General features: G+C 70.4%; 27 protein-coding genes. 18 read left to right on the forward strand and 9 right to left on the reverse strand.

All coding sequences use genetic code 11. From position 1 onward, the window contains the following. Positions 1-162: 162 nt before the first annotated feature. Positions 163-1,578 (forward strand): DHA2 family efflux MFS transporter permease subunit, encoded by a 1,416-nt coding sequence (locus ACFWHT_RS01635; RefSeq protein WP_378827856.1) that lies wholly within the window; start codon positions 163-165, stop codon positions 1,576-1,578. Between the two features lie 48 nt (positions 1,579-1,626). Here ACFWHT_RS01635 and ACFWHT_RS01640 read toward each other — a convergent pair whose 3' ends face one another. Beyond that, entirely contained in the window at positions 1,627-2,112 is a 486-nt protein-coding gene (locus ACFWHT_RS01640; RefSeq protein ID WP_378824851.1) for a hypothetical protein, read from the reverse strand. 110 nt (positions 2,113-2,222) lie between these two features. Here ACFWHT_RS01640 and ACFWHT_RS01645 point away from each other — a divergent pair, with 110 nt between their 5' ends. The 4 genes from ACFWHT_RS01645 to ACFWHT_RS01660 all read left to right on the forward strand — a co-directional run bounded on the left by ACFWHT_RS01645 (position 2,223) and on the right by ACFWHT_RS01660 (position 4,817). Next, entirely contained in the window at positions 2,223-2,417 is a 195-nt protein-coding gene (locus tag ACFWHT_RS01645) for a helix-turn-helix transcriptional regulator (RefSeq protein WP_378824852.1), read from the forward strand. Beyond that, on the forward strand, positions 2,404-2,844 hold the full coding sequence (locus ACFWHT_RS01650) for a hypothetical protein (protein ID WP_378824854.1): 441 nt from the start codon (positions 2,404-2,406) through the stop codon (positions 2,842-2,844). Before ACFWHT_RS01645 ends, ACFWHT_RS01650 begins: the two co-directional genes overlap by 14 nt. Positions 2,845-2,889: 45 nt before the next feature. Further along, entirely contained in the window at positions 2,890-3,432 is a 543-nt protein-coding gene (locus ACFWHT_RS01655; RefSeq protein WP_378824856.1) for a GNAT family N-acetyltransferase, read from the forward strand. Positions 3,433-3,590: 158 nt separating this feature from the next. Beyond that, the gene (locus ACFWHT_RS01660) at positions 3,591-4,817 is read left to right on the forward strand and encodes a saccharopine dehydrogenase family protein (protein ID WP_378824858.1); all 1,227 of its coding nucleotides are present in this window, start codon (positions 3,591-3,593) and stop codon (positions 4,815-4,817) included. A 36-nt stretch (positions 4,818-4,853) separates the two neighbouring features. Here the strand turns inward: ACFWHT_RS01660 and purD are convergent, their stop codons facing one another. Together purD and ACFWHT_RS01670 are read right to left on the reverse strand one after the other, a co-directional pair. Further along, a complete protein-coding gene (purD, locus tag ACFWHT_RS01665) occupies positions 4,854-6,131 on the reverse strand; it encodes a phosphoribosylamine--glycine ligase (RefSeq protein ID WP_378824859.1) in 1,278 nt (425 codons plus the stop codon). Positions 6,132-6,188: 57 nt separating this feature from the next. Next, positions 6,189-6,887, reverse strand: a complete 699-nt coding sequence (locus ACFWHT_RS01670) for an NUDIX hydrolase (RefSeq protein WP_378824861.1) — start codon at positions 6,885-6,887, stop codon at positions 6,189-6,191. Between the two features lie 51 nt (positions 6,888-6,938). On the opposite strand from ACFWHT_RS01670, the gene ACFWHT_RS01675 reads away from it, so the two are divergent. From ACFWHT_RS01675 to ACFWHT_RS01685, 3 genes are all read left to right on the forward strand, one after another. Further along, the gene (locus tag ACFWHT_RS01675) at positions 6,939-7,295 is read left to right on the forward strand and encodes a sterol carrier family protein (protein WP_378824863.1); all 357 of its coding nucleotides are present in this window, start codon (positions 6,939-6,941) and stop codon (positions 7,293-7,295) included. A 105-nt stretch (positions 7,296-7,400) separates the two neighbouring features. Beyond that, complete coding sequence (locus ACFWHT_RS01680) at positions 7,401-7,856, forward strand: hypothetical protein (protein WP_378824864.1); 456 nt, start codon at positions 7,401-7,403, stop codon at positions 7,854-7,856. 34 nt (positions 7,857-7,890) lie between these two features. Further along, the gene (locus tag ACFWHT_RS01685) at positions 7,891-8,214 is read left to right on the forward strand and encodes a potassium transporter Trk (RefSeq protein ID WP_378824866.1); all 324 of its coding nucleotides are present in this window, start codon (positions 7,891-7,893) and stop codon (positions 8,212-8,214) included. Here the strand turns inward: ACFWHT_RS01685 and ACFWHT_RS01690 are convergent, their stop codons facing one another. Beyond that, a complete protein-coding gene (locus tag ACFWHT_RS01690; RefSeq protein ID WP_378824868.1) occupies positions 8,215-8,814 on the reverse strand; it encodes a zinc-binding alcohol dehydrogenase in 600 nt (199 codons plus the stop codon). 211 nt (positions 8,815-9,025) lie between these two features. Next, entirely contained in the window at positions 9,026-9,328 is a 303-nt protein-coding gene (locus tag ACFWHT_RS01695) for a hypothetical protein (RefSeq protein WP_378824869.1), read from the reverse strand. A 240-nt stretch (positions 9,329-9,568) separates the two neighbouring features. On the opposite strand from ACFWHT_RS01695, the gene purM reads away from it, so the two are divergent. Genes purM through ACFWHT_RS01710 form a run of 3 tightly spaced genes read left to right on the forward strand, consistent with a single transcriptional unit; the run spans position 9,569 to position 13,493 of the window. Continuing rightward, positions 9,569-10,687: a phosphoribosylformylglycinamidine cyclo-ligase gene (gene purM, locus ACFWHT_RS01700; protein ID WP_378824871.1), complete on the forward strand. Its 1,119-nt coding sequence runs from the start codon at positions 9,569-9,571 to the stop codon at positions 10,685-10,687. A gap of 6 nt (positions 10,688-10,693) precedes the next feature. Beyond that, positions 10,694-12,160: an amidophosphoribosyltransferase gene (gene purF / locus ACFWHT_RS01705; protein ID WP_378824872.1), complete on the forward strand. Its 1,467-nt coding sequence runs from the start codon at positions 10,694-10,696 to the stop codon at positions 12,158-12,160. A 40-nt stretch (positions 12,161-12,200) separates the two neighbouring features. Then, positions 12,201-13,493 (forward strand): MFS transporter, encoded by a 1,293-nt coding sequence (locus tag ACFWHT_RS01710; RefSeq protein ID WP_378824875.1) that lies wholly within the window; start codon positions 12,201-12,203, stop codon positions 13,491-13,493. A 108-nt stretch (positions 13,494-13,601) separates the two neighbouring features. Here ACFWHT_RS01710 and ACFWHT_RS01715 read toward each other — a convergent pair whose 3' ends face one another. Continuing rightward, positions 13,602-13,790: a DUF3073 domain-containing protein gene (locus tag ACFWHT_RS01715; RefSeq protein WP_378824877.1), complete on the reverse strand. Its 189-nt coding sequence runs from the start codon at positions 13,788-13,790 to the stop codon at positions 13,602-13,604. 153 nt (positions 13,791-13,943) lie between these two features. On the opposite strand from ACFWHT_RS01715, the gene ACFWHT_RS01720 reads away from it, so the two are divergent. Continuing rightward, complete coding sequence (locus ACFWHT_RS01720; protein ID WP_378824879.1) at positions 13,944-14,486, forward strand: universal stress protein; 543 nt, start codon at positions 13,944-13,946, stop codon at positions 14,484-14,486. 853 nt (positions 14,487-15,339) lie between these two features. On the opposite strand, the gene ACFWHT_RS01725 is transcribed toward ACFWHT_RS01720, so the two are convergent. Together ACFWHT_RS01725 and ACFWHT_RS01730 are read right to left on the reverse strand one after the other, a co-directional pair. Next, positions 15,340-15,969, reverse strand: a complete 630-nt coding sequence (locus ACFWHT_RS01725; RefSeq protein WP_378824880.1) for a PadR family transcriptional regulator — start codon at positions 15,967-15,969, stop codon at positions 15,340-15,342. After that, positions 15,966-16,808, reverse strand: a complete 843-nt coding sequence (locus ACFWHT_RS01730; protein ID WP_378824882.1) for a DUF4097 domain-containing protein — start codon at positions 16,806-16,808, stop codon at positions 15,966-15,968. The genes ACFWHT_RS01725 and ACFWHT_RS01730 overlap by 4 nt, the downstream gene beginning before the upstream one ends. Before the next feature lie 174 nt (positions 16,809-16,982). On the opposite strand from ACFWHT_RS01730, the gene ACFWHT_RS01735 reads away from it, so the two are divergent. After that, complete coding sequence (locus tag ACFWHT_RS01735; protein ID WP_378824883.1) at positions 16,983-17,768, forward strand: MerR family transcriptional regulator; 786 nt, start codon at positions 16,983-16,985, stop codon at positions 17,766-17,768. A 198-nt stretch (positions 17,769-17,966) separates the two neighbouring features. Continuing rightward, positions 17,967-19,346: an FAD-dependent oxidoreductase gene (locus tag ACFWHT_RS01740; protein ID WP_378824885.1), complete on the forward strand. Its 1,380-nt coding sequence runs from the start codon at positions 17,967-17,969 to the stop codon at positions 19,344-19,346. Here ACFWHT_RS01740 and ACFWHT_RS01745 read toward each other — a convergent pair. Beyond that, complete coding sequence (locus ACFWHT_RS01745) at positions 19,270-19,986, reverse strand: Pr6Pr family membrane protein (protein WP_378824887.1); 717 nt, start codon at positions 19,984-19,986, stop codon at positions 19,270-19,272. The genes ACFWHT_RS01740 and ACFWHT_RS01745 overlap by 77 nt on opposite strands. A gap of 113 nt (positions 19,987-20,099) precedes the next feature. On the opposite strand from ACFWHT_RS01745, the gene ACFWHT_RS01750 reads away from it, so the two are divergent. Genes ACFWHT_RS01750 through ACFWHT_RS01765 form a run of 4 tightly spaced genes read left to right on the forward strand, consistent with a single transcriptional unit; the run spans position 20,100 to position 24,985 of the window. Further along, on the forward strand, positions 20,100-20,480 hold the full coding sequence (locus tag ACFWHT_RS01750; RefSeq protein ID WP_378824889.1) for a fluoride efflux transporter FluC: 381 nt from the start codon (positions 20,100-20,102) through the stop codon (positions 20,478-20,480). After that, entirely contained in the window at positions 20,477-20,836 is a 360-nt protein-coding gene (locus tag ACFWHT_RS01755) for a fluoride efflux transporter FluC (protein WP_378824890.1), read from the forward strand. The genes ACFWHT_RS01750 and ACFWHT_RS01755 overlap by 4 nt, the downstream gene beginning before the upstream one ends. Positions 20,837-20,889: 53 nt before the next feature. Next, positions 20,890-21,471, forward strand: coding sequence for a TetR/AcrR family transcriptional regulator (locus ACFWHT_RS01760; protein ID WP_378824892.1), 582 nt, complete (start codon positions 20,890-20,892; stop codon positions 21,469-21,471). A 10-nt stretch (positions 21,472-21,481) separates the two neighbouring features. After that, complete coding sequence (locus ACFWHT_RS01765; RefSeq protein ID WP_378824895.1) at positions 21,482-24,985, forward strand: efflux RND transporter permease subunit; 3,504 nt, start codon at positions 21,482-21,484, stop codon at positions 24,983-24,985. Positions 24,986-24,987: the final 2 nt, after the last annotated feature.

The following is a 24,987-nucleotide window of genomic DNA, read 5'->3' on the forward strand; positions in this document are numbered from 1 at the left end:
CGCGGGCGCGCGCGCGTCCCGGTGTAGCGTTACCGGGTGACCGACTCCCCCTCATCCTCGTCGCCTGCCGATACGCGCGGACCCTCCACGGGGACATACGCGCACGGACACAAGCCGAAGAGTCCCTGGCCCGCACTCTGGGCGCTCGTGATCGGGTTCTTCATGATCCTCGTCGACACGACGATCGTGTCCGTCGCGAACCCGGCCATCAAGGCGGCACTCGACCCCGAGACCAACAACCTCGACAACGTGGTGTGGGTGACCAGCGCCTACCTGCTCGCCTACGCCGTGCCGCTGCTGATCACGGGACGCCTGGGCGACCGCTTCGGACCGAAGAACATCTACCTGATCGGGCTCGTGATCTTCACGGCGTCCTCGCTGTGGTGCGGCCTGTCGACGACGCTCGAGGGGCTGATCGCCGCGCGCGCCGTGCAGGGGCTGGGGGCGGCGTTCATGACGCCGCAGACCATGGCCGTGATCACCCGTACGTTCCCGCCCGCGCGCCGCGGCGCCGCCATGGGCCTGTGGGGCGCCACCGCCGGCGTCGCCACCCTGGTGGGTCCGCTGCTGGGCGGTGTGCTCGTCGACGGGCTCGGCTGGGAGTGGATCTTCTTCATCAACGTCCCCGTCGGCGTCGTCGCCTTCGTGATGGCGTGGGTGCTCGTGCCGAGGCTCCAGACGCATCCGCACCGCTTCGACGTCGTCGGTGTGGTGCTGAGCGCGGTGTCGCTGTTCCTCATCGTCTTCGGCCTGCAGGAGGGCGAGAAGTACGACTGGGGCACGATCACGGGCCCGATCTCGGTGTGGGGACTGATCGGCGCCGGCGTCGTGCTGCTGATCGTGTTCGTGCTGCAGCAGTGGAGGACGAAGAGCGAGGCGCTCGTGCCCCTCGCGCTGTTCCGCGATCGCAACTTCTCGGCGTCGAACCTCGGCATCGCCGCGGTGGGCTTCACGGTGACCGGCATGTCGTTGCCCTTCATGTTCTTCCTGCAGCTGGCGCGCGGACTCACGCCGACCGAATCCGCGCTGCTGATGATCCCGATGGCGGTGATCTCGGGTGCGCTCGCGCCCCTCGCCGGATCCCTGCTCGACCGTGTCGACCCGCGATTCATCCTCGTGCCCGGTCTGCTCTTCGTCGCCGGCGGCGTGCTGTGGAACGCGTCGCTGATGAACGTGGACACCCCGACCTGGATGTTCCTGCTGCCCTCGGCGCTGCTGGGCATCGGCAACGCCGGCATGTGGGGACCGCTCGCCACCGAGGCGACCCGCAACCTGCCGCCGCGCCAGGCCGGCGCCGGCGCGGGCATCTACAACACCACGCGCACCATCGGCTCGGTGGTCGGTTCGTCGGCGATCGCCGCCTTCATGCAGGCGCGTCTCGAGGCGAACCTGCCGGGTCTCGACCAGGCGCCCGCGGGTCTCGGCGGCGGGGGGAAGATGCCCGATGCGATCGCCGAGGGCTTCTCGGCGGGCATGGCGCAGACGATGCTGCTGCCCGCCTGCGTGATGGGCGTCGCGCTCGTGGCATCCCTCTTCATCGGCCGCTACCGCGGCAGGAGCGAGGCGGAGCTGCGCTGAGCGCACGGAACCGGATGCCCGCCGTGCGGCGCGCGCAGCCGCGCGGCGTCAGCGGAGGAGGGCGACGCCTCCCATGCCGATCAGCGCGAAGATGATCGCCCACACGATGATCGAGATGATCTGCCACAGGATCACGGCGTTGCGGCTCGCGCCGAAGGACACCATCATCCCCGACGTGATCTGGCTGGGCAGCACGGTCTGACCCAGCAGGCTCACGCCGGGGACGCCGAAGCGGTCGAACATGCGCTTGACCTTCTCGCGGCGAGGCGACGGCTCGGCCGGCGCCTCGCCGGCGGCGCGCCGGGCGAGCACCTTCGCCCTCGCGGCCGAGGCGGCGAACACGAAGGCCAGCATGGATGCGGTGTTGCCCAGCACGGCGGCCAGCAGCGTGATCGGCAGCGGTACGCCGGCGATGATCCCGATCAGGGTGCCGAAGTAGGACTCGATGAACGGGATCGCGGCTGCGAGCATCACGCCCGCCCACTGCAGCCAGAGGGGAAGGGACTGCGTGAAATCGGTGAGCGCTTCCTGCATGATGGACCTCCGGAGATGTAAAGCCTGTTTGACATGACAAGCATGCTTTACATGCCACCCTTGTGTCAAGCGTGCTTTACAGTGCGGACCCCTTCGCCTACGGTGGAGACGTGCGCAGCAGGGTCAAGGAGCTCCGGGCGGAGGGCGGCCTCTCGCAGCAGGCTCTGGCGACGGCGGTCGGCGTCTCGCGGCAGACCATCAACGCGATCGAGACCGGCCGCTACGACCCGTCGCTGACGCTGGCCGTGCACCTGGCGCGCCACTTCGGTTCCACCGTGGAAGAGATCTTCGATGTCGATGGATGACGAGGCCGGGGATGCCCGGCGGCGGCGTCGGCTGAGCTGGCCGATGTCGCCCGTCAACTCCGTGCTGGTGGCCGTGTGCGCGGTCGGATCGCTGCTGTGCCTCGTGTTCGGGCAGACGATCGCGGGCGTCGCGCTGCTGCTCGGCGCGATCGGCGGGGGTCTCGGCGCGATCCTCGCACGCCGCGGCGGCTCGGGCGATCTCGAGCGCGTGAACGCGCTGGAGTACGCCGATGAGCGCGACCGCGCCGCCGCGGTGAAGGGCCTCGCTGCCGTCGGCGTCATCGCGCTGGTGGTCAGCGCCGCGCAGCTGATGCTGCACGCGATCGTCGATACCGACCCGGTCTCGCGCTGGGCGAGCATCGTGACGTTCCTCGCGCTGGTGATCTGCTGGTTCCTCGCGAACTGGTACTACGTGCGCCGAGGCTGAGCGCCGGATTTCGCCACCGCGGAACGGACGTGATGGGATGACCCGATGACGATCGCGCTCGCTTCTCCCTCGCCGTCCCTCTTCGACTCCTGGGCTGCCGCGGTCGCCGAGTTCGGCGGAGCGCACATCGACGGCGCGGGCCTCGACGCCGGTGTCGTTCCCGACCTCGCCGCCTGTGAGGCGTTCGCGGCCAAGGCCGAGCTGTACGGTCGCCCCGGCGCAGCCCTCCCCGAGGGTCACGTGCCCTGCGACTACTTCTGGATCACCGAGGGCGACGAGGTCGTCGGCTTCATCTCCTTCCGGCGTGAGCTGAACGAGTGGCTGCGCAGTTATGGCGGGCACATCGGCTACGCCGTGCGGCCCTCCCGCCGCCGCCGTGGCATCGCACGCGCGGCGCTCGCGCTCGTGCTCGATCGGGCCCGCAGTAACGGGTACCACCGGGTCATGCTCACCTGCGACGACGACAACACCGGCTCCTCGCGCACGATCGAGGGTGCCGGTGGCGTGCTGCACGACACGATCGATCGGCCCGCTGACGCGGCGAGTGCTCCCGCGACGCGCGTGCGCCAGTACTGGATCGAGCTGTAGCCAGCCGCTGCGATTCGACGTGGATCGCTCGCTCCGGCGGCGAAATCGTGGCTCAACTCACGCAAGCCTTCGGATTTCGTCGCTTTCGAGTCGATTCGCTGCTGGACTCGACAGTGCGCATCACCTAGGGTCGGATGCACGGGACGAAGGGGTCTGACATGCGCATCCTCATCATCGGCGCCGGGGGAGTGGGGTCGGCGGCCGTGCGGATCGCGGTGCGCCGCGACTTCTTCGAGAGCCTGATCGTCGCCGACTACGATCCCGCCCGGCCTCAGGCGCTCATCGCCGGGATGGGCGACGAGCGCCTGTCTGCGGCACAGGTCGACGCGTCGTCGGCTGACTCCGTCGCCGCACTCATCCGCGAACACGGTGCGACCCACGTGCTGAACGCCGTCGACCCGCGCTTCGTCATGCCAATCTTCGACGGATGCTTCGCCGCCGGTGCCGTGTACCTCGACATGGCGATGAGTCTGTCGCAGAGGCATCCGGAGCGGCCCTTCGAGCTCACCGGGGTCAAGCTCGGCGACGAGCAGTTCGCGAAGGCGCGGGAATGGACGGATGCCGGGCGTCTCGCGGTGGTCGGCATAGGCGTCGAGCCCGGGCTGTCAGACGTGTTCGCGCGCTACGCCGAGGACGAGCTGTTCCGGGAGATCGATGAGATCGGCGTGCGAGACGGCGCGAACCTCGTCGTCGCCGGGTACGACTTCGCGCCGTCGTTCTCGATCTGGACGACGATCGAGGAGTGCCTGAACCCGCCGGTGATCTACGAGAAGGATCGTGGCTGGTTCACCACGGCTCCGTTCTCCGAGCCCGAGGTCTTCGACTTTCCCGAGGGCATCGGCCCCGTGGAGTGCGTGAACGTGGAGCATGAGGAGGTCCTGCTCATGCCGCGCTGGACCTCGGCCAAGCGCGTGACGTTCAAGTACGGGCTCGGCGACGAGTTCATCGAGATCCTCAAGATGCTGAACAGGCTGGGGCTCGATCGCACCGAGAAGGTCACCGTCAAGGGGGTGGAGGTCTCTCCGCGCGACGTCGTCGCCGCCGTGCTCCCCGACCCCGCCACCCTCGGCGATCGCATGAGCGGCAAGACCTGTGCCGGGGTCTGGGTGCGCGGCACGGGAAAGGACGGCACTCCCCGTTCGACCTACCTGTACCACGTGGCCGACAACGAGTGGACGATGGCGGAGTACGGCTCGCAGGCGGTCGTCTGGCAGACGGCGATCAACCCGGTCATCGCCCTCGAGCTGCTCGCGCGCGGTGCATGGTCGGGTACCGGCATCCTGGGGCCCGAGGCTTTCGACGCGCGTCCGTTCCTCGAGCTGCTGGCGGCACCGGCCCCGGCCGGGTACGGCTCGCCCTGGGGCATCCAGGAGAAGCCTGTCTGAGCCGGGCATCCCCACGCGACGAGTCGTCGCGTGGGCTCACTCCGCGACGCGAGCCGCGATGTCGTGCCGGTAGTGGGCGCCGTCGAGCGCGATGCGGCCGATCGCGTCGTAGGCGCGCTCCCGGGCATCCGCGAAATCCGAGCCCGTCGCCACGACGTTCAGCACCCGGCCCCCGGTCGCGATGAGCGCACCACCGGGAGCATCCGGGCCGGCGGTCGCCGCATGCACGATCTTCACACCGTCGACCGACGCCGCCTGCGCGAGTCCCTCGATCATGCGACCGGTCTGCGGAGCCTCGGGGTACCCCTCGCTGGCGAGGACGACCGTGATCGCGACGTCGTCGGCGAACTCGGGCCGCGGCTGGTCCTCCAGCGTGCCGGAGGCCGCGGCGAGCAGCAGCTGCGACAACGGCGTGCGAAGGCGCGGCAGCACCACCTGGGTCTCGGGGTCGCCGAAGCGCGCATTGAACTCGATCACGCGCACGCCGCCGGGGGTGAGGATGAGGCCGGCGTACAGCAGGCCGATGAACGGGGTGCCCTCGGCGTCGAGCCGGCGGATGACGGGCAGCGCGATCGTCTCGGTCACCTCGTCGACGAACGCGTCGATGCTGCCGAACTGCTCGGTCAGCCACGGCAGTGGAGAGTAGGCGCCCATGCCGCCGGTGTTCGGCCCGCCGTCGCCGTCGAACGCGCGCTTGAAGTCCTGCGCGGGCGCCAGCGGCCGCACCGTGTCGCCGTCGCTGAGGAAGAAGAGCGACACCTCGGGACCGGTGAGGAACTCCTCGACCAGCACCGGCCCGGAGAGAAGATAGTGCTCGGCGTGCGCGAGCGCCTCGGCCCGGTCGGCGGTGACGATCACGCCCTTGCCCGCGGCGAGACCGTCGGCCTTGACGACATGGGGAGCACCGAGATCGTCGAGCGCGGCCTCCGCCTCGGCGACGGACGTCGCGCGCACAGCGCGCCCGGTGGGCACGCCCGCGGCATCCATGATCCTCTTCGCGAACGCCTTCGAGCCCTCCAGCTGTGCGGCGGCCCTTCCCGGCCCGAACACGGGGATGCCGCGCTCGCGGAGCACGTCGGCGACCCCCGCGACGAGCGGCGCCTCGGGACCGATCACGACCAGGTCGATGCCGCGTTCGTTCGAGAACGCGGCGACCGCGGCCCCGTCCAGCGGATCGACGTCGACGAGGGTGGCGTCCTGGGCGATGCCCGCGTTGCCGGGCGCGGCGAAGATCTCGTGCTCAGTGGTCTCCGAGCGCAGGGAGAGGATGATCGCGTGCTCGCGCGCACCGGAACCGAGGACGAGGATCTTCATGCCCGCAAGCCTACCGGCGGCCCTCGTGCGGGTTACCGTCGCGACGGCGTCGAGGGTTCAGACGGTCACGGGGCGCTCGAGGCCGGAATCCCACGGCAACGTCCAGCCGGTCGCCTCGAACAGGGCGTCCAGGATGCCCGCGGTGAACCCCCACACCACCGTGCCGTCGACCTCGAACGACGGCCCCCGATAGGTCACGCCGTCGCGGTGCAGCACCGAGGTGAATCGGTTGGCGGGGTCGAGCAGCTGGGCGACGGGAATACGGAAGACCTCCACCGTCTCGGCGTGGTCGACCGCGGCGACCCGCGACGGCCGTCGCCACCAGCCCAGGACGGGGGTGACGAGGAAGTTGCTCACCGCCAGGGGGATCTCGGGCAGCGAGGCGAGCACCTCGACGCCCTCGGGGTCCAGGCCGGTCTCCTCCTGCGCCTCGCGCAGCGCCGTGGCGACGGCGTCGGCATCCGCGTCGTCGCGTCCGCCGCCGGGGAAGGAGACCTGACCCGGATGAGACGACAGCGTGGCGGCTCGGCGCTGCAGCAGCACGTCGAGATCGGCCGCCACCGTGGCATCGTCGGTGCGAGCAGGGACACTGTCGAGTCGTCCGAACAGGACGAGCACCGAGGCGGGGTTGGGGCGCGTCGTGCCCGGCGGGTACTGCGGTATCCATCCGGATGCCGTGCGCGCGGCGTGCAGGAGCTCGGCGCGCGCACCGCGCAGTGTGCCGTCGGCATCGTGCATCTCAGCTGTGTCCGTCATCCCCGTCGAGCCTATGCCCGCTCGCCCGGAGCCGGGTCGTAGCCTGGAGTCATGCCCGCCCGCAGGATCGATGTCGACGACGGCCGTGCCGCACTCACCGCGGTGTCGGCCGGCGACGCATCCCGCGCCACGACCGCCACGGCGGTGCGCTATCTTCTGCAGCTGCTCGATGAGAAGGCGCCCGGCAACAGCGTGGAGGTGCGCGTGCCGCCATTCGGCGCCGTGCAGGTCGTGCAGGGGCCGAGGCACACCCGGGGAACGCCGCCGAACGTCGTGGAGATGGACGCGGCGACCTGGATCGCCCTCGCGACGGGCGCGCAGCACTGGACGGATGCCCTCGCCGCCGGCCGCGTGCTGGCATCCGGCACCCGCGCCGACCTGTCGGACCTGCTCCCGCTGCGCCCGTGAGCCCCCCGCCGCCGCCCGCGAGGAACCCGTTTCCGGATGACGCACACGCGCATCCGTCTCGCGTATGCCACCCGGTTCCGCAACCGAGCCGATAGCGTCGGAGGCATGAGACGGATCGCGGCGGTGGGGACGGTGGTGCTGCTGGCATCGGTCCTGGTGGGATGCACGGCACCCGAGACGGCCGATCCCACCGACGTGCAACGGTGGCTGGAGCGCCGGCAGCTGGCCGATGCCGGCATCGGCCAGATGGCGGGGCTCGCAGCGAAGACGGCGGACGTGCAGAGCGCAGAGGACGGGGGCATCCCCTCGGGCGTCCGCATCGACCTCGACGAGCCCGCTCGCATCGGCACGATCGAGTTCTCGTGCTTCGGAGCCGAGACGATGGACGCGCAGGTCCGCATCACGACCGATTCGCACGCCGGAGCGGAGGTGAAGCGGGTGCGCTGCGCCGACGGCGCCGTCAGGTTCGAAAGCACCGTCGGCGACGGCCAGGTAGTCTCGATCGGCGCGGAGGGCTTCAACGAGAACGGGGTCGGGGCGTGGGCCGTCGCGGTCCGCTGACCCGCCCCCAGGCGTGGCGTGGGACAATGGATGCATGTCCCGCAGCACAGTGAACCAGACGGTCGAGGCCACCCTCCGGCCGGTCCCGCGCTACGGCGTGTTCCTGGGGATCGGCGTCGTGCTGGGCGTCATCGTCGCCGGCATTCTCACCGCCGTGGGCAGCTACGAGCCGTCGAAGACCCTCGACGTCGTCTACCCGCCCGGACAGGTCTTCGGCTTCGCGCTGCTGTGGACGGTCCCCATCGGCATCGCGCTCGGCGGCGTGGTCGCGCTCATCCTGGAGCGCGCGGCGCGCCGGCACGCCCGCGTGGTGCGTGTCGAGCACGAGCGGGTCACCGAAGAGGACGACGCGGCCTGATCAGGCGAGCTCGGCGATCACGGGCCGCATGGCCGCGTCGAACGCCACGATGTCTCTGCGCAGTCCGTCGGTGACGGCCACGCTCAGCGCCCCGATCCACCAGATGCCGCGCTGGCTGAACGGCAGCACCTGCACGTTCAGCTCGAAGGAGTGCGCGCGGCGCCCCACTTCGCGCTCGAACTCGGCGATAGCGCTCGCGTAGGCGCGGTACGCGCCGCCCGACGAGCTGACCGATTCGACATAGCGGTTGTGCGCGTCCTGCGCGTACCGCAGGGTTGCGGGCGCATGCGGCACGATCGCGTCGCGCAGATCCTCGGCGCCGGCTGTCGGAAGCGCCACGAGGGTGTCGAATCCGTCGACGAGATCCAGCGGCACGGTCGAGCGGTGCGCACGCGGTTCGACGGTCATGTCCCAGTACTCGCGCCACTGGGTCTCGAGCGCGTCGTCGGCGTCGGCGGCATCCGGACGACGCACCTCCAGCCCGCGCAGGGTCGGCAGGTCCTCGGGCGTGCGGATGCCCAGCAGCTGGCGCAGCGCGAGCGCGACCAGCACCGAGGTACCGGCGTCCTCGCGGATCAGCCACTGCGGCTTGTCGACCATGGCCCCATCGTATGGAAGTCCCCGACGGTATGGAACGAACGCGCCTGTGGCCCCGTCTGCGGCGCGGCGCGGGCGCGATGGTCGGTGGATGTGGCGCGGATCGTCGCCTCCGTGGGATGGATGCCGCGTGTTGCGCCACATCCGTCGAAGGCGGGGCCGCGATGGGCGGGGCGCGGTGGCCAGAGGTCCGGATCCGGGTGGGGAGACTTGCTCAGCGGCGACGGGACAGGATGCGGCGGCGCAGCCGCTCGCGGCGGCGGGACGGCGGGCGCGTGGCATCCACCAGTGCCTGACGGGCGGCGGCCAGGGTCGGGTAGCTGCCGATGCGGCGGCTGTGGCTGTCGTGAACGACGTGCGCATTGCGGTCGACCGTCACGAAGCCGGCGAACTCGCCCTCGTTGGTGGCGACGAACACGTCGTGATCCGCCTGGCGCCAGGCCAGGCCGGCGCCTTCGGTCATCGGATGCTGGGAGAGGAGCGCGCCGGGGCGCGCGGAAGTGTGGATACTGCTCATGATTCTTGACTCGTGTGGCGGGCGGCACGCTGCCGCCTCGGTGCAGTCGGGGGCGCTGGACTCGCATCGGTGCGACCCGGCCACTCATGCCCCGACCGGATGTGCGCTGCGCCGGTGAGATCGGCGGAACATCGCGCAACCACCCATCATAGCAGAGTGCACCGGATCAGGCTGTGATGCCCGCGCGTCGGGCACGGAACGAAGACGCCCGGCCCACCCGCGGGCCGGTAGGCTGTCAGGGTGGCAGCCTCCCCCACCAACCCCTACGCTCAGGCCGGCGTCGACACCGCGGCCGGCGACCTCGCCGTCGAACTCATGAAGGCATCGGTGCGCGCGACGCACGGCCCCGAGGTTCTCGGCGGTGTCGGCGGATTCGCGGGCATGTTCGACGCCAGCGCTCTGCTCGGCTACACGCGTCCTCTGCTGGCGAGCAGCACCGACGGCGTGGGCACCAAGGTCGCGATCGCCCAGGCCATCGACAAGCACGACACGATCGGCCAGGACCTCGTGGGCATGGTGGTCGACGACATCGTCGTGGTCGGTGCCAAGCCGCTGTTCATGACCGACTACATCGCGTGCGGCAAGGTCGTGCCCGAGCGCATCGCCGACATCGTGCGCGGCATCGCCGAGGCCTGCGCCGCGACCGGCACCGCGCTGGTCGGCGGCGAGACCGCCGAGCATCCGGGGCTGCTGGGCCCGCGCGACTACGACGTCGCGGGAGCGGCGACCGGAGTGGTCGAGGCGGATGCCGTGCTCGGCGCCGATCGCGTGCAGGACGGCGACGCCGTCATCGCGCTGGGATCCAGCGGCCTGCACTCCAACGGCTACTCTCTCGTGCGCCACATCGTCGCGAACGCCGGGATCGGGTACGGCGACAACGCCGCCGACTTCGGCGCCACGTGGGGAGAGGTGCTGCTCGAGCCCACGCGGCTGTACACGACGCCGCTGCTGATGCTCCTCGACACCGTTCCGGCGGGCGCCGTGCACTCGCTCAGCCATGTGACCGGCGGTGGCATCGCCGCGAACCTCGCTCGCGTGCTTCCGCAGGGCAGCTGGGCCGAGGTCGACCGCTCGACGTGGTCGCCGAGTCCGGTCTTCCGTGTTCTCGCCGACGTCGCGGGCACCCCGATCATCGACACCGAGGGCACCTGGAACCTCGGCATCGGCTTCCTCGCCGTCGTCGCAGACGAGCACAAGGATGCGGCGATCGCGGCGATCGGAGCTCAGGGCATCGCCGCCTGGCAGGTCGCGACGGTGCGCACCGACTCCCGCCCAGAAGGCGAATTCGAAGAGGGCGCCAAGGGCGTCGATGGTGGAGCTGTGCGCCTGGTCGGCGCCTACGCGGACGGGATGAACTGACACCCCATGTGCGGCATCGTCGGAATGGTCGGAAGCGGCCCCGTCAACCAGGACATCTACGACGCGCTGCTGCTCCTGCAGCACCGCGGGCAGGATGCCACCGGCATCGCCACCGCGGAGCCGAACGGCGTCATGCACATGGCGAAGGCCGAGGGCATGGTGCGCGAGGCCTTCCGCACCCGTGACATGCGCTCCCTGCTGGGGAACATCGGTCTCGGGCACGTGCGCTACGCCACCAAGGGCACCGCCTCCAACGAGGAGGAGATGCAGCCGTTCTACGTGAACGCGCCCTACGGCATCGTGCTCATCCACAACGGCAACCTCACCAACACCCGTGAGCTCACCGCCGACATGGCCCAGCGCGACCGCCGGCACCTGAACTCCTCCAGCGACACCGAGCTGCTGCTGAACGTGCTCGCGCACGAGCTGCAGACCTCCACCTCCGCGGTCGACCTCGACCCCGAGCGCATCTTCGAGGCCGTCGCCCGAACGCACGCCCGAATCGAGGGCGCGTACGCGGTGATCGCGATCATCGCCGGGTACGGCCTTCTCGCGTTCCGCGACCCCTTCGGCATCCGGCCGCTGATCCTGGGCCGCCGCACGACGGCGACGCCCGGCGACGCCGACGAGTGGGTCGTCACCAGTGAGTCCCTGGTGCTCGAGAACGCGGATTACGAGGTCGTTCGCGAGGTCGAGCCCGGCGAGGCCGTGTTCATCACGAACGAGGGCGAGCTGTTCACGCGGCAGTGCGCCGACGGCACGCGGCTGACCCCGTGCGCATTCGAGTACGTGTACCTCGCCCGCCCGGACTCGGTGATGAACGGCGTCTCGGTCTACGAGTCGCGCCTGCGGATGGGCGAGAAGCTGGCCGACACCATCGCCAAGCACGTGCCGCTCGACGAGATCGACGTCGTGATGCCCATCCCCGACTCCTCGCGTCCATCAGCCATGGAGGTCGCGCGCAAGCTCGGCAAGGAGTACCGCGAGGGCTTCTACAAGAACCGCTACGTCGGCCGCACCTTCATCATGCCCGGCCAGGCCGTGCGCAAGAAGAGCGTGCGCCAGAAGCTGAACGCCATGTCGGCCGAGTTCCGCGGCAAGAACGTGCTGCTGATCGACGACTCGATCGTGCGCGGGACGACCAGCAAGCAGATCATCCAGATGGCGCGCGACGCCGGTGCCGCGTCGGTCATCTTCGCCTCGGCGGCGCCGCCCGTGCGGCATCCGCACGTGTACGGCATCAACATGCCCTCGCGTGCCGAGCTGATCGCGCACGACCGAACGATTCCCGAGATCGCCGAGGAGCTCGGCTGCGATCGCATCGTCTACCAGGAGGTCGAGGACCTCAAGGCGGCGATCATCGAGGGGTCAAAGCTGACCGATCTCGACATGAGCTGCTTCGACGGTCGCTACATCACCGGCACCGTGACCCCCGAGTACCTGGAGTGGGTCGAGAAGTCGCAGACGTCGTGACGTCCGCCCACAGCGCACAGGGCGCACGAAGCGGGCCGGCGTGAATGCTCAGCCGCTCTGGCGCGGTCGGGCGCTCGCGGTGCTCGGCATCCTGCTGTGCGCGTTCTCACTGCGCTCGGCGGTGGCATCCCTCTCTCCGGTCATCGATCTGATCTCGGCCGACTTCCCGCTCTCGTCAGCCGTGCTGGGCCTGATCGGCACTCTGCCACCCGTGTGCTTCGCCGTCTTCGGCCTGCTCACACCGATCCTCGAACAGCGGCTGGGGCTCGAGCGGATAACCGTGGTCGCCCTGGCGGCGATCGCCGCCGGCCTGGTCCTGCGCGGGGTGATCGGCGACTCGGTCGGGCTGGTGCTCGCGACGGCGCTGGTGTTCGCCGGCGTCGGGATGGGCAACATCCTCATGCCGCCGCTGGTGAAGAAGTACTTCGCCGATCGCATCGGACTGATGATGACGCTGTACACGACGTCGATGGCCTTCTCGACGTTCGTGCCGCCGCTGGTCGCCGTGCCCGTGGCGGATGCCGCGGGTTGGCGGTTCTCGCTCGCGATGTGGGCGGTCTTCGCCGCCGCGGGCGTCGTCCCCTGGCTCGTGATGCTGATGCGACAGCGCGCATCCACCGGCTCGGCGGAGTCGCTCCGCGAGCCGGAGCACGAGCAGACTCAGGACGATCCGGTGTTCACCGCCACGGGGCCGATCGCGACGTCCCCCACCAGCCGGCGTCTGTTCGGCCGGCTCGCTCGGATCCCGCTGGTGTGGGCGCTGGCGGTGGTCTTCGGCACATCGTCGATCATGGCGTACGTCTCGTTCGCGTGGCTCCCCGTGATCGTGATCGACGTCGCGGGAGTCACTCCGGGAACGGCCGGCTTCCTGCTCTCGCTGTTCGCGTTCATGGGGCTGCCCGCATCGCTGCTCATCCCCGTGCTCGTGGTGAGGTTCCACGCCACGCGCCCGCTCTTCCTGACCGGAGCGATCTGCGGCATCGTCGGGATCGCCGGCCTGCTGCTCGCCCCGCTGCCGGGTCTGCTGTGGCTGTGGGTGGCGTTGTTCGGCATCGTCGGCCTGCTGTTCCCGCTGGCGCTCGTGCTGATCAGCATCCGTTCCCGCACGCCGGAGAGCGCCGTGCTGCTGTCGAGCTTCGTGCAGAGCGTCGGCTACGTGCTCGCTGCTCTCTTCCCGGTGCTCGTCGGGGTCCTGCACGACGCGACCGGAGGCTGGAGCGTGCCGCTGGTGGTGATCGGGGGAGTGCTCATCGCGAGCATCCCGGCCGGCATGCTCGCGGGCCGGCGCCGTACCGTCGAAGACGAGTGGGAGCGCCGCCGCGGAGCGTGGTGACGGTCGACGTCGCTCAGCGCGCCCGGGGGAGGCGCCGGGACACGACGAAACCCTGGTCGAGCCAGCGGATGCTCGTCGACCAGGGTGACGGTGTTGCGGGGAGGCGGATCAGGCTCGCTCGAGCTCGTCCTCGTCCTCGTCTTCGTACTCGTCGGCCCACTTGTCGACGTACTGGTCACTGTCGGTGGTCGGATGCCCGAGCTCACGCTCGAGTGCCGAGTAGTTCACCTCAGGACTGTACGCCTTGAGTTCGCGGGCGATCTTGGTGTGCTTCGCCTTCTGACGGCCACGGCCCATGCGCGAGACCCCCTTTTTACGAGTTCAGCAGCGGGCTGTGCGGGGCCCGATGATATTCACGGCACCGGCGCGAGGCCGGTAAGAGTAGCATTCAGGATAGCACGCACGCCAGAGCCTGAGGCCGTCCTGCGGCCGGTGAGGGGAACGATCGCCATGACAGATTCCACGCACTCAGCATCCGACGAAGCGGCTCAGAACGCCGCGCTGCAGAAGGCCGTGATCGTCGGCCTGCAGCCCGGGCAGCCGCCGCACGTGCTGGCCGAGGCCGTGCGCTACGCCAAGCTCCTCGGTGCACCGCTCGTGGTGGTGCACGTCGATGTGACGCGCTTCGTCACGTACGAGGATCCGGACGGCTACGTGCACTCGGCTCCGATCGATCTGAACCTCGAAGCCGGCGTGGCGGAGTTCGAGGACGTGCAGCGAGAGGTGTCGTCCGCCCTGGGGAAGGAGGACATCGTGTGGACGGCGCGGCAGCTCGTCGGCGACCCCGCCCTCGCGATCAAGCAGCTCGCGAACAAGCTCGATGCGGAGCTGATCGTCATCGGCACGCGCAAGCGCGGACTCGGCGAGTCGATCCGCGAGTTCTTCACCGGTTCGGTGGCCGCCCGCCTGGCGCATCGCCAGCATCGGCCCGTGCTGGTGATCCCGCAGGGTGAACAGGTGCCCGACGAGCAGAAGGACATCTGGACCGAGTAGGCGACGGCTCGGCCTGCCGGCCCGGTCCGATTCCTCGGTCCGGCGTTACTCAGGCGCCGGCGGGGGCCGGGGGCGGGGTGCCGCTCCAGGTCGCGATTCGTCGCGTTTTGGCATCCGGTCGGTCGTCCAGGTCGCGATTCGTCCCGCTTTGGCGCCTATTTACCGGGACGAGCTGCGACCTGGGCGGGCGCCGGGGCCGGAAACCGGTACGAACTGCGACTCGGCCGGCGGCCGCCGACCGGAGTCGGATGCCGGACGCCGGCTGCGGGCCGGGGTGCCGCTCCAGGTCGCGATTCGTCCCGGTTTGGCCTTCGGCCGGTCGTCCAGGTCAGGGGGGCGGCTGCCGGCCGGGACGCCGCTCCAGGTCGCGATTCGTCCCGCTTTGGCATCCGGCCGGTCGTCCAGGTCGCGATTCGTCTCGCTTTGGCGCCTGTTTACCGGGACGAACTGCGACCTCGGCGGGATGCGGGTGCGGATACCGAGACGAATTGCGACTCGGCTGGCGGTCGCCGACCGGAGTCGGATGCCGGACGCCGGCTGCGGGCCGGGGGTGCCGCTCCAGGTCGCGATTGGTCCCGCTTTGGCATCCGGTCGGTCGTTCAGGTCGCGATTCGTCCCGCTTTGGCGCCTGTTTACCGGGACGAACTGCGACCTGGGCGGGTTGCGGGGCCGCAAACCGGGACGAACTGCGACTTGGACGACGGGGCGCCGACCTGGAACGACGGGGGCGCCGACGCGGACGTCGAGGCGCCAGCCCGGACGACCAGGCGGCCACCCGGACGACAGGGGCCGACCCGGGCGGGCGCGGGATCCCGCGCCCGCCGCGCGCACGGGCCGCGGCCGGCGCTCCGGATCAGTCGCGTGGAGTGGCAAGGGCGCGCGTCACGGCGCGCGAGGCCTCGTCCATCGCCTGCTCCAGCTCGCTCACGACGGATGCCGCCAGCATCCCGCCCTTCGCGACGTGCGTGCGCAGATCGGTGCGCACCTGCGCGCGGAACGCGTTGATCGAGGCATCCGCCCGCTGCAGGTTCTCGCGGCTGCTGACCCGTTCGTCGCTCATCCCCGCGGCGCGCGAGCGCTCTTTGGCGGACTTCTTCTCCTCGTGCGCGGCCGTCGCCAGGTCGGCCCGCAGGCTGCGCATGGCCTCCTGTACGCTCTGGCGCACCTCGCTCGCGATCAGCCGCACGGAGTCGGCGAGTCCCTCCTCGATGCCGGCGAGGTCCTGCTCGCGAGAGGCGAGCTCGGCACGACCGGCATCCGTGATGGCGTAGATGGTGGTGCGTCCCTCGACGGTCTTGGTGACGAGGCCCTCCTCCTCGAGCTTCGCCAGGCGGGGGTAGATCGTGCCCGCGCTGGGCGTGTAGGTGCCGCCCGTGCGATCGGTCAGTGCCTGGATGATGCCGTACCCGTGCTGAGGCGCTTCGTTCAGCAGTGACAGCAGGTACAGGCGCAGGTCGCCGTGCGAGAAGACCGCGGGTGTCATGATTCCTCCCATTCGGCGTCGTCGGCCACGCTCACGCGCGGACGACGCAGCACGGTGATACCGCCCGAGACGGTGTTGGCGCGCACATCGACGAAGCTGCCGGCGAGCTCTCCCATCTGGCCGGAATAGCTGCTGGGTCCGCCGCTGGAGCGCTCCACGCCGTCGACGAGCAGCTTGCCGCTCATGCTGCGCAGCACGTAGTGGGCGGGCAGGGTCTCGTCCAGGCGCACGGTGGTGGCTCCCGAGACGGTGTTCAGGTTGATGGTGTTCGCGTCGCCGATGGCGTCGATGAGGATCGAGCCCGAGACGGTGTCGACGGTCGCCTTGCGCAGTGTGCCGGTCACCGCGACGTCGCCGGAGACGCTGTTCGCACTCACCGAACCCGACAGGCCCCGCAGCTGCACGTCGCCCGAGACGGAGTTGGCGGTCAGGTCGCCGGAGACGTCGTCGGCGATGATGTCGCCCGACACGGTGTTGAGCCGCATGTCGTTGCGGATGCCCGAGACGAGAGCGCCCGCGCTGACCACGCCCAGCGTGAGCGCGATGGCACGCGGCACGGCCACGCTGATCTCGGCCTTGGGGCCGCCGGCTCCGAAGTTGCGGAACACTTCGAGGAAGTTGTCCCAGCCGATCTGCGGGTGGTCGATCTCGATCTGCGTGCCGTCGGATTCGACGCGCAGGTCCTTGATGGTGACACCGTGCACCTCGATGCGGATGCCGGGTTCGTCGTGCGCGACGACATCGACCTGCCCGCCGACGAGCCCGACCTTGAGCCGGGACGCGGAGGCGATGTCGATGACGCGTTCCTCGCCCGGGGCGATGAGCCACTTCTCGGTCATGTCGTTCTCTTCCTGTCTGAGGCGATATCGAGATATATCGCGTATCGGGAGCGTAACACGATATATCTCGACTCTGTCAAGGGTGTGCGGGAAACTACCAGGAAGAACGCTTGATCTTGACGCTGCGTCAACTTCTACGGTGGTCATATCGACGGATTCACGAGGAGGAAGCGCATGGACTGGTCGATCCAGGAGATCGCCCGGCTCGCCGGAACCACGAGCAGAACGCTGCGTCACTACGACGACATCGGGCTGCTCGAGCCATCCCGCGTCGCATCGAACGGCTACCGCCATTACGACGAGGCGGGGCTGGTGCGCCTGCAGCGCATCCTGCTGCTGCGCGAGCTGGGACTGGGCCTGCCGCAGATCGCCGGGGTGCTGGACGCGTCGGCGGGAGCGGATGCCCGGGCCGAGGCATCCGCTCTCGAGACGCACCTCGGCTGGCTCCGGCAGGAGCAGCAGCGTCTCGCCAGGCAGATCGCCTCCGTCGAATCCACCATCACCGCATTGACAGAGAGGAAGGACCTCATGGCAGAGAACATGTTCGACGGCTTCGACCACACCGAGTACAAGGAGGAGGTCGAGCAGCGCTGGGGCGCGAAGGCCTATGCCGACGGCGACCGCTGGTGGCGCGGTCTGAGCGATGACGAGCGCGCGGCCTGGCAGCAGTGTGTCTCCGACCTGGGCCGGGACTGGATCGCCGCCGCGGAGCGCGGCGTCGACCCGGCGTCCGACGAGGCGCAGGATGTCGCCCGTCGTCACGTCGAGTGGCTCACCGGCGTGCCGGGCACCCCGGCATCCGTCCCGGGTGGCGACGTGAAGGGCTACGTGATCGGCCTCGGCGAGATGTACGTCGCCGACCCCCGCTTCGGGGCGAACTACGCCACGCGCGACGGAGGCACCGCCGGCGCGGAATTCGTCCGCGACGCGCTGAGCGTGTACGCGGAGGCGAATCTGTAAGCCGCACGATTCGCAGGACATCGCACGAAACACAGGATGCTGCCCGCCGGGGGCTCCTGTGTTTCGTGCGATCTCCTGTGGTCGGCGGGTCGCGGGCGGTCGGCGGGTGATCGCGCGTGGTCGGGCGAGCACCCGGGCGAGCATCCGGCCGCGCAGTGGCGTGCGGCCCGGCGAGGGCCCGGGATAGTCTGGCTGACGATGAGCATCACCCGCCGCAGTCTGCTCCTCGGTGCCGGAACGGGCGCCGTGGCGATGCTGCTCGCCGCATGCACGCCCGAGCCCGCACCGAAGCCGACGCGGAGCATCCCGGTGCCCGAGCCGACCGCACCCTCGCAGGTGCCGGCGCCGGCGGCCTGGGCGCGCAGCACCTGGTCCACCGATCCGTATTCGTACGGGGCGGTGAGCTACCTTCCCGCCGGCGCCGAACCGGCGCAGCGCGAGACGCTCGCGAAACCGATCAGCGATCGTGTCTTCTTCGCGGGCGAAGCGCTCGACCCCACCAACCCGGGAACGGTGCTCGGTGCCGTCGACTCCGGCCGCGGCGCAGCGCTCGACCTGATGTCGGTGGGCGCCGAGAAGGAGCGGATCGCCGTGATCGGCGCCGGAGCGGCCGGCGTCGTCGCGGCGCGGATGCTGGCCGACAGCGGACGCGCGGTGACGATCTTCGAGGCACGGGAGCGCTCGGGCGGACGCATCCTGAGCCAGAGCGGCGACGACTGGCCGATCCCCGCTCAGCTGGGCGCCTGGCTGATCACCGACGAACAGGTGGCCGCGCTGGGCGACCGCCTCACTACTCTCGGCGAGAACCACCTCGAGCTCGAGCCCGCGACCGGATGGTCCGAGGAAGGCCGCGTCGACGCGGTCGACGGGACAGCCATCGCGCAGGCCGTGGAGAAGGCGCAGGCGCTCCCCTCCGACCTCCCGCTCACCGAGGCGCTCACCCGCAACGGCGCGGATCCCGACGACCCGGCGCTCATGGCATCCCTCGCCTGGCTCGCCGCCACCACCGGCGCCGATCCCGCCCGGGCCTCGAGCTGGTACCCGCCCGCGTTCGCGTCGGATGCCCTCACAGGCACCACCGACGACCTGGGCGCGTTCTTCGACGCGTACCTCGACGATCTCGAGGTCACCCTCGCGTCGCCCGTGGTGCGCGTCGCCTACGACGACACCGGGGTGAGCCTGCGCCTGGGAACAGGCGAGGCGCTCTCGTTCGACCGTGTGATCGTCACCGCACCGATCGGGGTGCTGCAGCGGCAGGGGATCGAGTTCGCCCCGGCGCTGCCCTTCTCGCACCGCGGTGCGATCGCCGCTCTGGCATCCGGGTTCATCGAGACGGTGTGGATGCGTTTCGAGGAGCCGTTCTGGGATGCCGAGGAACCGATCTGGCACGTCGTCGGCGGCGACGGGCTCATCCGCACCTGGCTGAACCTGCTGCCGGCCACCGGTGAGCCGGTGCTGGTCGGCATCGTCGGCGGCCCCGAGGCCGAGCAGTTCGCGGCGCTCAGCGACCGGCAGTCGCGTGCCGCCGCCCGGCAGTCGCTGGCCTTCTTCGCTCCGCCGGCTGAGGAGAAGGGCTGATCTCACCCCACGGCGCCAGGCGCACCGGCACCCGGCTGAGCAGCACCAGCGACGTCGCGACGAGGGCGAAGATCGACAGCGCCAGCAGGCACGAGATCGCCATCTCCGGCAGGCCGGACACCTGCCGCGGGTCGAGGAAGTAGTACGGGTACCAGCCGATGAACCGGCCCCGCACGATCGTGAAGACGCCCCACAGCACCGGGTAGAGCAGCACGAAGGGCAGCACCCGCCACGATGCGGTGCGGCGCCCGGGGCCGATCAGCCAGGCGATGACGGCGAGAGCGGGCAGCACGTAGTGCAGGACCACATCGGACCACGGCACAGTGATCGGGATGCCGCGCAGCCCCGCCTGCCAGACGATGATCGAGAACGCGAGGCCTGCGGTGGTCGTCCAGCTGAGCACCAGTGCGCGGGCGCTGGTCAGCCACGGCGGGTCCTCGGCGCGACGCAGCGCGATGACCCCGGCGACGAGGGAGAGCGCCGTGAAGGCGACGTTGGACTGGATCGTCAGGTAGGCGAAGAAGTTGTCGCTGGCCAGGGTCTGCGATCCCATGCCCCACAGCATCCGGTGCGTGAGCGAGACCAGGCACACGATCGCGCCGAGCAGGCGGGACCATCCGAAGATCCTTCTCGTCAGCACGCGGGCGTCGTCCTCCTGGCGGTGTGCGCTCGTTCGGGCGGAGCGGGCAGCCGTTCCACGAGTCTACGTAACGCCGCGGCCGAGCGCCCGGGCTCGGCGACTAGAGTGACGCCGTGACCTCCCCGACCGCTGTGCGCACCGTCGCGCGCCGGGCGGTGCTCGTCGCGGTCGGCGGCATGCTGGGCACCGCCGCGCGGCTGGGTCTCGGGATGCTCATTCCCGACGCCGCCCTCGGCGCGCTGTGCGCCAACATCGTCGGGTCGCTCGCGCTGGGCATCCTCACCGCCCGCCTGCCGGCCTCCGATCTGCGGGTCTTCCTCGGCACCGGAGTGCTGGGCGGGTTCACGACCTACAGCGCCTTCGCGGTGGACAGCGTGGTGATGTGGTCGTCGGCACCGTTGCTCGCATCGCTCTACGTGGTCGCCAGCATCGTTCTCGGCGTGGCCGCTGCAGCAGCGGGCATGCGCCTCGGCCGCCGGCGGGTGCTCCGATGAGTCCGCTGGTGTTCCTGCTCGCCGCCGCGTGCGGCGGTCTCGGCGCGGCCGTGCGGTACCTCGTCGACCTCGGCATCGGGCGGGTGGCCGGCACTCGCTTCCCCTGGGGGGTGCTCGTGATCAACACGACCGGGTCGTTCGCGCTCGGGATCGTCATCGGGATGCTGCCCGACGCGGCATTCGTCGTCGGCGCCGGCTTCCTGGGCGGGTACACGACCTTCAGCACGGCGATGATCGACACGGTCGCGCTGTGGCGCGACGGCGAGCGCGGGGCATCCGCCTTCAACGCCGCGGGGATGCTGGTGCTGGGCCTCGCCGCGGCGGCGCTCGGGCTGGCGGTGGGAGACTCCGTCTGAGCTCCCAGCACCTTCCTAGCCCCGTAATGTACATCTGTACAGAAGGGGGTGGGATGTCGGATGCCGCACCGCGCCGCAGGCGCGACCCGGAGACCCGGCGCCGTGTGATCGTCACGGCCGCCGCAGAGCTGATCGTCGAGACCGGCGTCGGCGCGCTCACCCACCGGTCCATCGCCGCGCGCGCCGGGGTCCCCCTCGGGGCGACCACGCAGTACTTCGCCACGCTCGACGAACTGCGCGGTGAGGCGCTGCGCCACCTCGCCGCCGAGATCGACGCCCGCGTCGAGGGCATCCGTGCCACCCTCGCCGTGCGCGGCACGACCCCCGCGGTGCTGACCGATCTCATCCTGCAGGGTCTCGCCGACGCCCGCGCGCTCGAAGCGGACCGCGCCGTGGTGACCGCCGCGGTCAACGACCCGCAGCTGCGCGAGCTCGCCCGCCGCTGGTCGGAGCAGATGGCCGGATTCCTCGTCGCCGACCACGGCCGCGATCGTGCGACCGCCGCAGCGATCTTCATCGACGGAGTGCTGTGGCACTCCCGCATCGACGACGCGCCCCTGAGCGCCTCCCTCATCGAGTCCGCCCTCGCCGGGATCCTCGGCGACAGCATCCGTCCTCCGTCCGAGAGCGAGTGAAACGAGCACCGTGTCGAACCTCTCCGTCCTGAGCCTGCGCAACCGTGCGCTGATCGCGCTGATCACGATCGTCTCCGCCGTCTTCGGCGGCCTGGCCCTCACCAACCTCAAGCAGGAGCTCATCCCCTCGCTCGAGCTGCCGGCGCTCATCGTCATGACGAGCTACCCCGGCGCCTCGCCCGAGGTCGTCGAGAACGACGTCTCCACGCCGATCGAGGAGGCCATCCAGGGCGTTCCCGGGCTCGAGTCGACCGATGCGACGAGCACCACGAACTCCTCGATCGTGCAGGCGGCCTTCACCTACGGCACGAACCTCGCGACCGCCGAGCAGAAGATGCAGCAGGCGATCAACCGCATCTCGCAGCAGCTGCCGGATGACGTCACACCTCAGGTGCTCAGCGTCTCGATCGACGACTTCCCTGTGATCCAGATCGCGGTGACCGGCTTCGACGACGCCGAGGCGGCGCAGACCGACCTGGAGAGTACGGTCATCCCGGATCTCGAGGACGTGGACGGCGTCAACGCGGCCGAGATCGTCGGCGGCGTCGGCCAGCGCATCACGATCACGCCCGAGCCGTCGACGAGCGCGGGGGCGCGGGCGCTGCTGGCGGCAGGGAAGACCCCGAGCCAGGCGATCGGCGATGCGCTGCAGCAGAACGGCGTGCTGCTGCCGGGCGGTGACATCACCGAGGACGGCGAGACCCTGACCGTGCAGTCCGGCTCGCGGATCACCTCGGCCGAGGAGCTGGCCGCGCTGCCGCTGGTGGGCACCGACCTGACGGTCGGCGACGTCACGACGGTCGAGCAGGCCACCGACCCGGTCAGCTCGATCTCGCGCGTGGACGGCGAGGACGCCCTGTCGATCGCGGTGACGAAGCTGCCAGCGGCGAACACGGTGGAGGTGTCTCAGGGGGTGCTGGCTGCTCTCGACGAGGTCGGCGAGACGTTCCCGGATGCCGAGTTCACCGTCGTGTTCGACCAGGCGCCGTTCATCGAGCAGTCGATCGAGACGCTCGCCACCGAGGGACTGCTGGGCCTGGCGTTCGCGGTGCTCGTGATCCTCGTCTTCCTGCTGTCGATCCGCTCGACGCTCGTCACCGCGATCTCGATCCCGACCAGCGTGCTGATCACTTTCATCGGGCTGCAGGCCTTCGGGTACTCGCTGAACGTGCTCACGCTCGGGGCGCTCACGATCGCCATCGGCCGCGTGGTCGACGACTCCATCGTCGTGATCGAGAACATCAAGCGGCACTATGTCCAAGGCGCCGACAAGGGGGAGGCGATCCGCCTTGCGGTGCGCGAGGTCGCCGCGGCGATCACGGCGTCCACCATCACCACGGTGGCGGTGTTCCTGCCGATCGTGTTCGTCGGCGACATGGTCGGGGAGCTGTTCCGCCCGTTCGCGATGACCGTCACGATCGCGATGGCCGCCTCGCTCCTGGTGGCGCTGACGATCGTTCCCGTGCTGGCGTACTGGTTCCTGAAGCCCGGCAAGCCGCTGCTCGACGACGACGGCAACCGGATCGATCCGGAGCATCCGGATGCCCCGCCGACCCCGCTGCAGCGCGTGTACCGTCCGATCCTCGGGTGGACGCTCAAGCACTCCGCGACCACGGTCGTGATCGCGGTGATCGTGCTGGCCGGCACCCTCGCGGCCGCACCGCTGATGAAGATCAACTTCCTCAGCGACTCGGGCCAGAACACCATGACCGTCAGCCAGGACGTCGGTGCGACGGCCAGCCTGCAGACGCAGTCGGATGCTGCGAAGCAGGTCGAGGACGTACTCAACGGCATCGACGGCATCGACCACGTGCAGGCCTCGATCGGCTCGAGCGGCTCGGCCCTGCGCGACGCCTTCTCGGGCGGCGCGGGCATCACCTACTCGATCCAGACCAGCGACGACGCCGACCAGGAGGACCTGCGCGCCGAGGTGCAGAAGAGAATCGACGACCTGGACGACGCCGGCGAGGTGACGGTCGGTGCATCGTCGGGCGGCTTCGCATCCAGCGACATCGAGATCACGGTGACCGCGCCCACCGGCGACGCGCTGCAGAAGGCCACGGATGCGCTGATGGAGGACCTCGACGGGCGGGAGGGCGTCGGCGAGGTCACGAACAACCTCGCCGCGTCGCTGCCGTACATCGCCGTCGAGGTCGACCGTGAGAAGGCCGCGGCGCGCGGTCTGTCCGAGGTGGCCGTGGGCTCGATCGTGTCGAACACGATGCGCCCCCAGCAGCTCGGCTCGATCGAGGTCGACGACACCGCGCTGACCGTGTACCTCGTCGACCCCGAGCCGCCGGCATCGGTCGAGGAGCTCGAGGAGCTGTCGATCCCGACCCCGTCGGGCGTCGTGGAGCTGCGGGATCTCGCGACGGTCGAGCAGCGCGACGGACCCACGTCGATCTCGACCGAGCAGGGGCGCCGCACCGCGACGATCACCGTGCCGCCGGCATCCGACGACCTGGCCGTCGCCACGCGATCGGTCACCGCGGCTCTGGACGAGGTGGACCTGCCCGAGGGCGCTCGCGCCGAGATCGGCGGCGTCGCCCAGCAGCAGGCGGACTCGTTCTCGCAGCTGGGCCTCGCGATGCTGGCCGCCATCCTCATCGTCTACGTGGTGATGGTCGCGACGTTCAAGTCGCTGCGCCAGCCGTTGCTGCTGCTCGTCTCGGTGCCCTTCGCGGCGACCGGGGCGATCCTGCTGCAGATCGCCACCGGCGTGCCGCTGGGCGTGGCCTCGCTGATCGGCGTGCTGATGCTGATCGGCATCGTCGTGACGAACGCGATCGTCCTGGTCGACCTCGTCAACCAGTACCGCGAGAAGGGGCTCTCGACGCCCGAGGCCGTCATGGCCGGTGGCGAGAAGCGTCTGCGGCCGATCCTCATGACGGCCCTCGCGACGATCTTCGCGCTCACCCCGATGGCCCTCGGCATCACAGGCCACGGCGGGTTCATCTCCCAGCCGCTCGCGATCGTCGTGATCGGCGGGCTGGTGTCCTCCACCGTGCTGACGCTGATCGTGCTGCCGACGCTCTACAACCTCGTCGAGGGCGCACGGGAGCGCCGGGCCGCCAAGCGCGCCGCGCGCGGCGGAGGAGAGGCCGATGGCGAGGGTGGTGCGCACGACGCGGCCGGCCCCGACGCGGGACCCGCCACGGGCGCCGCCGTCGCAGCGGATCCCGCACCCGCGCACTCCGCCGCCACCGGCTCGGGAGCGGCCTCGGCGCCGGCCGATGCGGAGCCGGATGCCCCGGGCGCGGCGGCCGGGACGGTGGACGCGAGCGCGGTCGCGCGCATCCCGCACCTGGAGTCGGAGCCGTACGAGACCGCGCGCCGCGGCGATCAGATGCTGGCGGCGGCGGCTGCAGCATCCGCCGCCGCTGCTGCCGCGGCCTCGGCGGCCGCCGCCGCGGCATCCGTCGTGGCCAACGCCACGGCCGACAGCTCCGAGCACCACCCGACTCGCCGGGAGCTGCGCTCCCGCGGGCTGCCCGAGGCGAACCAGGTGGACTGAGG

It is taken from the genome of Microbacterium sp. NPDC058342 (assembly GCF_042723935.1).
Taxonomy (GTDB): Bacteria; Actinomycetota; Actinomycetes; order Actinomycetales; family Microbacteriaceae; genus Microbacterium.

Excerpts from the sequence above, each read along its gene's own strand:
- ACFWHT_RS01715 (WP_378824877.1), bottom strand. The coding sequence starts at position 13,790 with ATGGGCCGTGGCCGTCAGAAGGCGAAGCACACCAAGATCGCCCGCGAA.
- ACFWHT_RS01680 (WP_378824864.1), top strand. The coding sequence starts at position 7,401 with ATGAGACGGATCGCGGCGGTGGGGACGGTGGTGCTGCTGGCATCGGTC.
- ACFWHT_RS01720 (WP_378824879.1), top strand. The coding sequence starts at position 13,944 with ATGACAGATTCCACGCACTCAGCATCCGACGAAGCGGCTCAGAACGCC.
- purD (WP_378824859.1), bottom strand. The coding sequence starts at position 6,131 with ATGAAGATCCTCGTCCTCGGTTCCGGTGCGCGCGAGCACGCGATCATC.
- ACFWHT_RS01730 (WP_378824882.1), bottom strand. The coding sequence starts at position 16,808 with ATGACCGAGAAGTGGCTCATCGCCCCGGGCGAGGAACGCGTCATCGAC.
- ACFWHT_RS01760 (WP_378824892.1), top strand. The coding sequence starts at position 20,890 with ATGTCGGATGCCGCACCGCGCCGCAGGCGCGACCCGGAGACCCGGCGC.
- ACFWHT_RS01735 (WP_378824883.1), top strand. The coding sequence starts at position 16,983 with ATGGACTGGTCGATCCAGGAGATCGCCCGGCTCGCCGGAACCACGAGC.
- ACFWHT_RS01635 (WP_378827856.1), top strand. The coding sequence starts at position 163 with ATGATCCTCGTCGACACGACGATCGTGTCCGTCGCGAACCCGGCCATC.
- ACFWHT_RS01640 (WP_378824851.1), bottom strand. The coding sequence starts at position 2,112 with ATGCAGGAAGCGCTCACCGATTTCACGCAGTCCCTTCCCCTCTGGCTG.
- ACFWHT_RS01725 (WP_378824880.1), bottom strand. The coding sequence starts at position 15,969 with ATGACACCCGCGGTCTTCTCGCACGGCGACCTGCGCCTGTACCTGCTG.
- ACFWHT_RS01740 (WP_378824885.1), top strand. The coding sequence starts at position 17,967 with ATGAGCATCACCCGCCGCAGTCTGCTCCTCGGTGCCGGAACGGGCGCC.
- ACFWHT_RS01670 (WP_378824861.1), bottom strand. The coding sequence starts at position 6,887 with ATGACGGACACAGCTGAGATGCACGATGCCGACGGCACACTGCGCGGT.
- purF (WP_378824872.1), top strand. The coding sequence starts at position 10,694 with ATGTGCGGCATCGTCGGAATGGTCGGAAGCGGCCCCGTCAACCAGGAC.
- ACFWHT_RS01690 (WP_378824868.1), bottom strand. The coding sequence starts at position 8,814 with ATGGTCGACAAGCCGCAGTGGCTGATCCGCGAGGACGCCGGTACCTCG.
- ACFWHT_RS01755 (WP_378824890.1), top strand. The coding sequence starts at position 20,477 with ATGAGTCCGCTGGTGTTCCTGCTCGCCGCCGCGTGCGGCGGTCTCGGC.
- ACFWHT_RS01650 (WP_378824854.1), top strand. The coding sequence starts at position 2,404 with ATGTCGATGGATGACGAGGCCGGGGATGCCCGGCGGCGGCGTCGGCTG.
- ACFWHT_RS01685 (WP_378824866.1), top strand. The coding sequence starts at position 7,891 with ATGTCCCGCAGCACAGTGAACCAGACGGTCGAGGCCACCCTCCGGCCG.
- ACFWHT_RS01660 (WP_378824858.1), top strand. The coding sequence starts at position 3,591 with ATGCGCATCCTCATCATCGGCGCCGGGGGAGTGGGGTCGGCGGCCGTG.
- ACFWHT_RS01675 (WP_378824863.1), top strand. The coding sequence starts at position 6,939 with ATGCCCGCCCGCAGGATCGATGTCGACGACGGCCGTGCCGCACTCACC.
- ACFWHT_RS01655 (WP_378824856.1), top strand. The coding sequence starts at position 2,890 with ATGACGATCGCGCTCGCTTCTCCCTCGCCGTCCCTCTTCGACTCCTGG.
- ACFWHT_RS01695 (WP_378824869.1), bottom strand. The coding sequence starts at position 9,328 with ATGAGCAGTATCCACACTTCCGCGCGCCCCGGCGCGCTCCTCTCCCAG.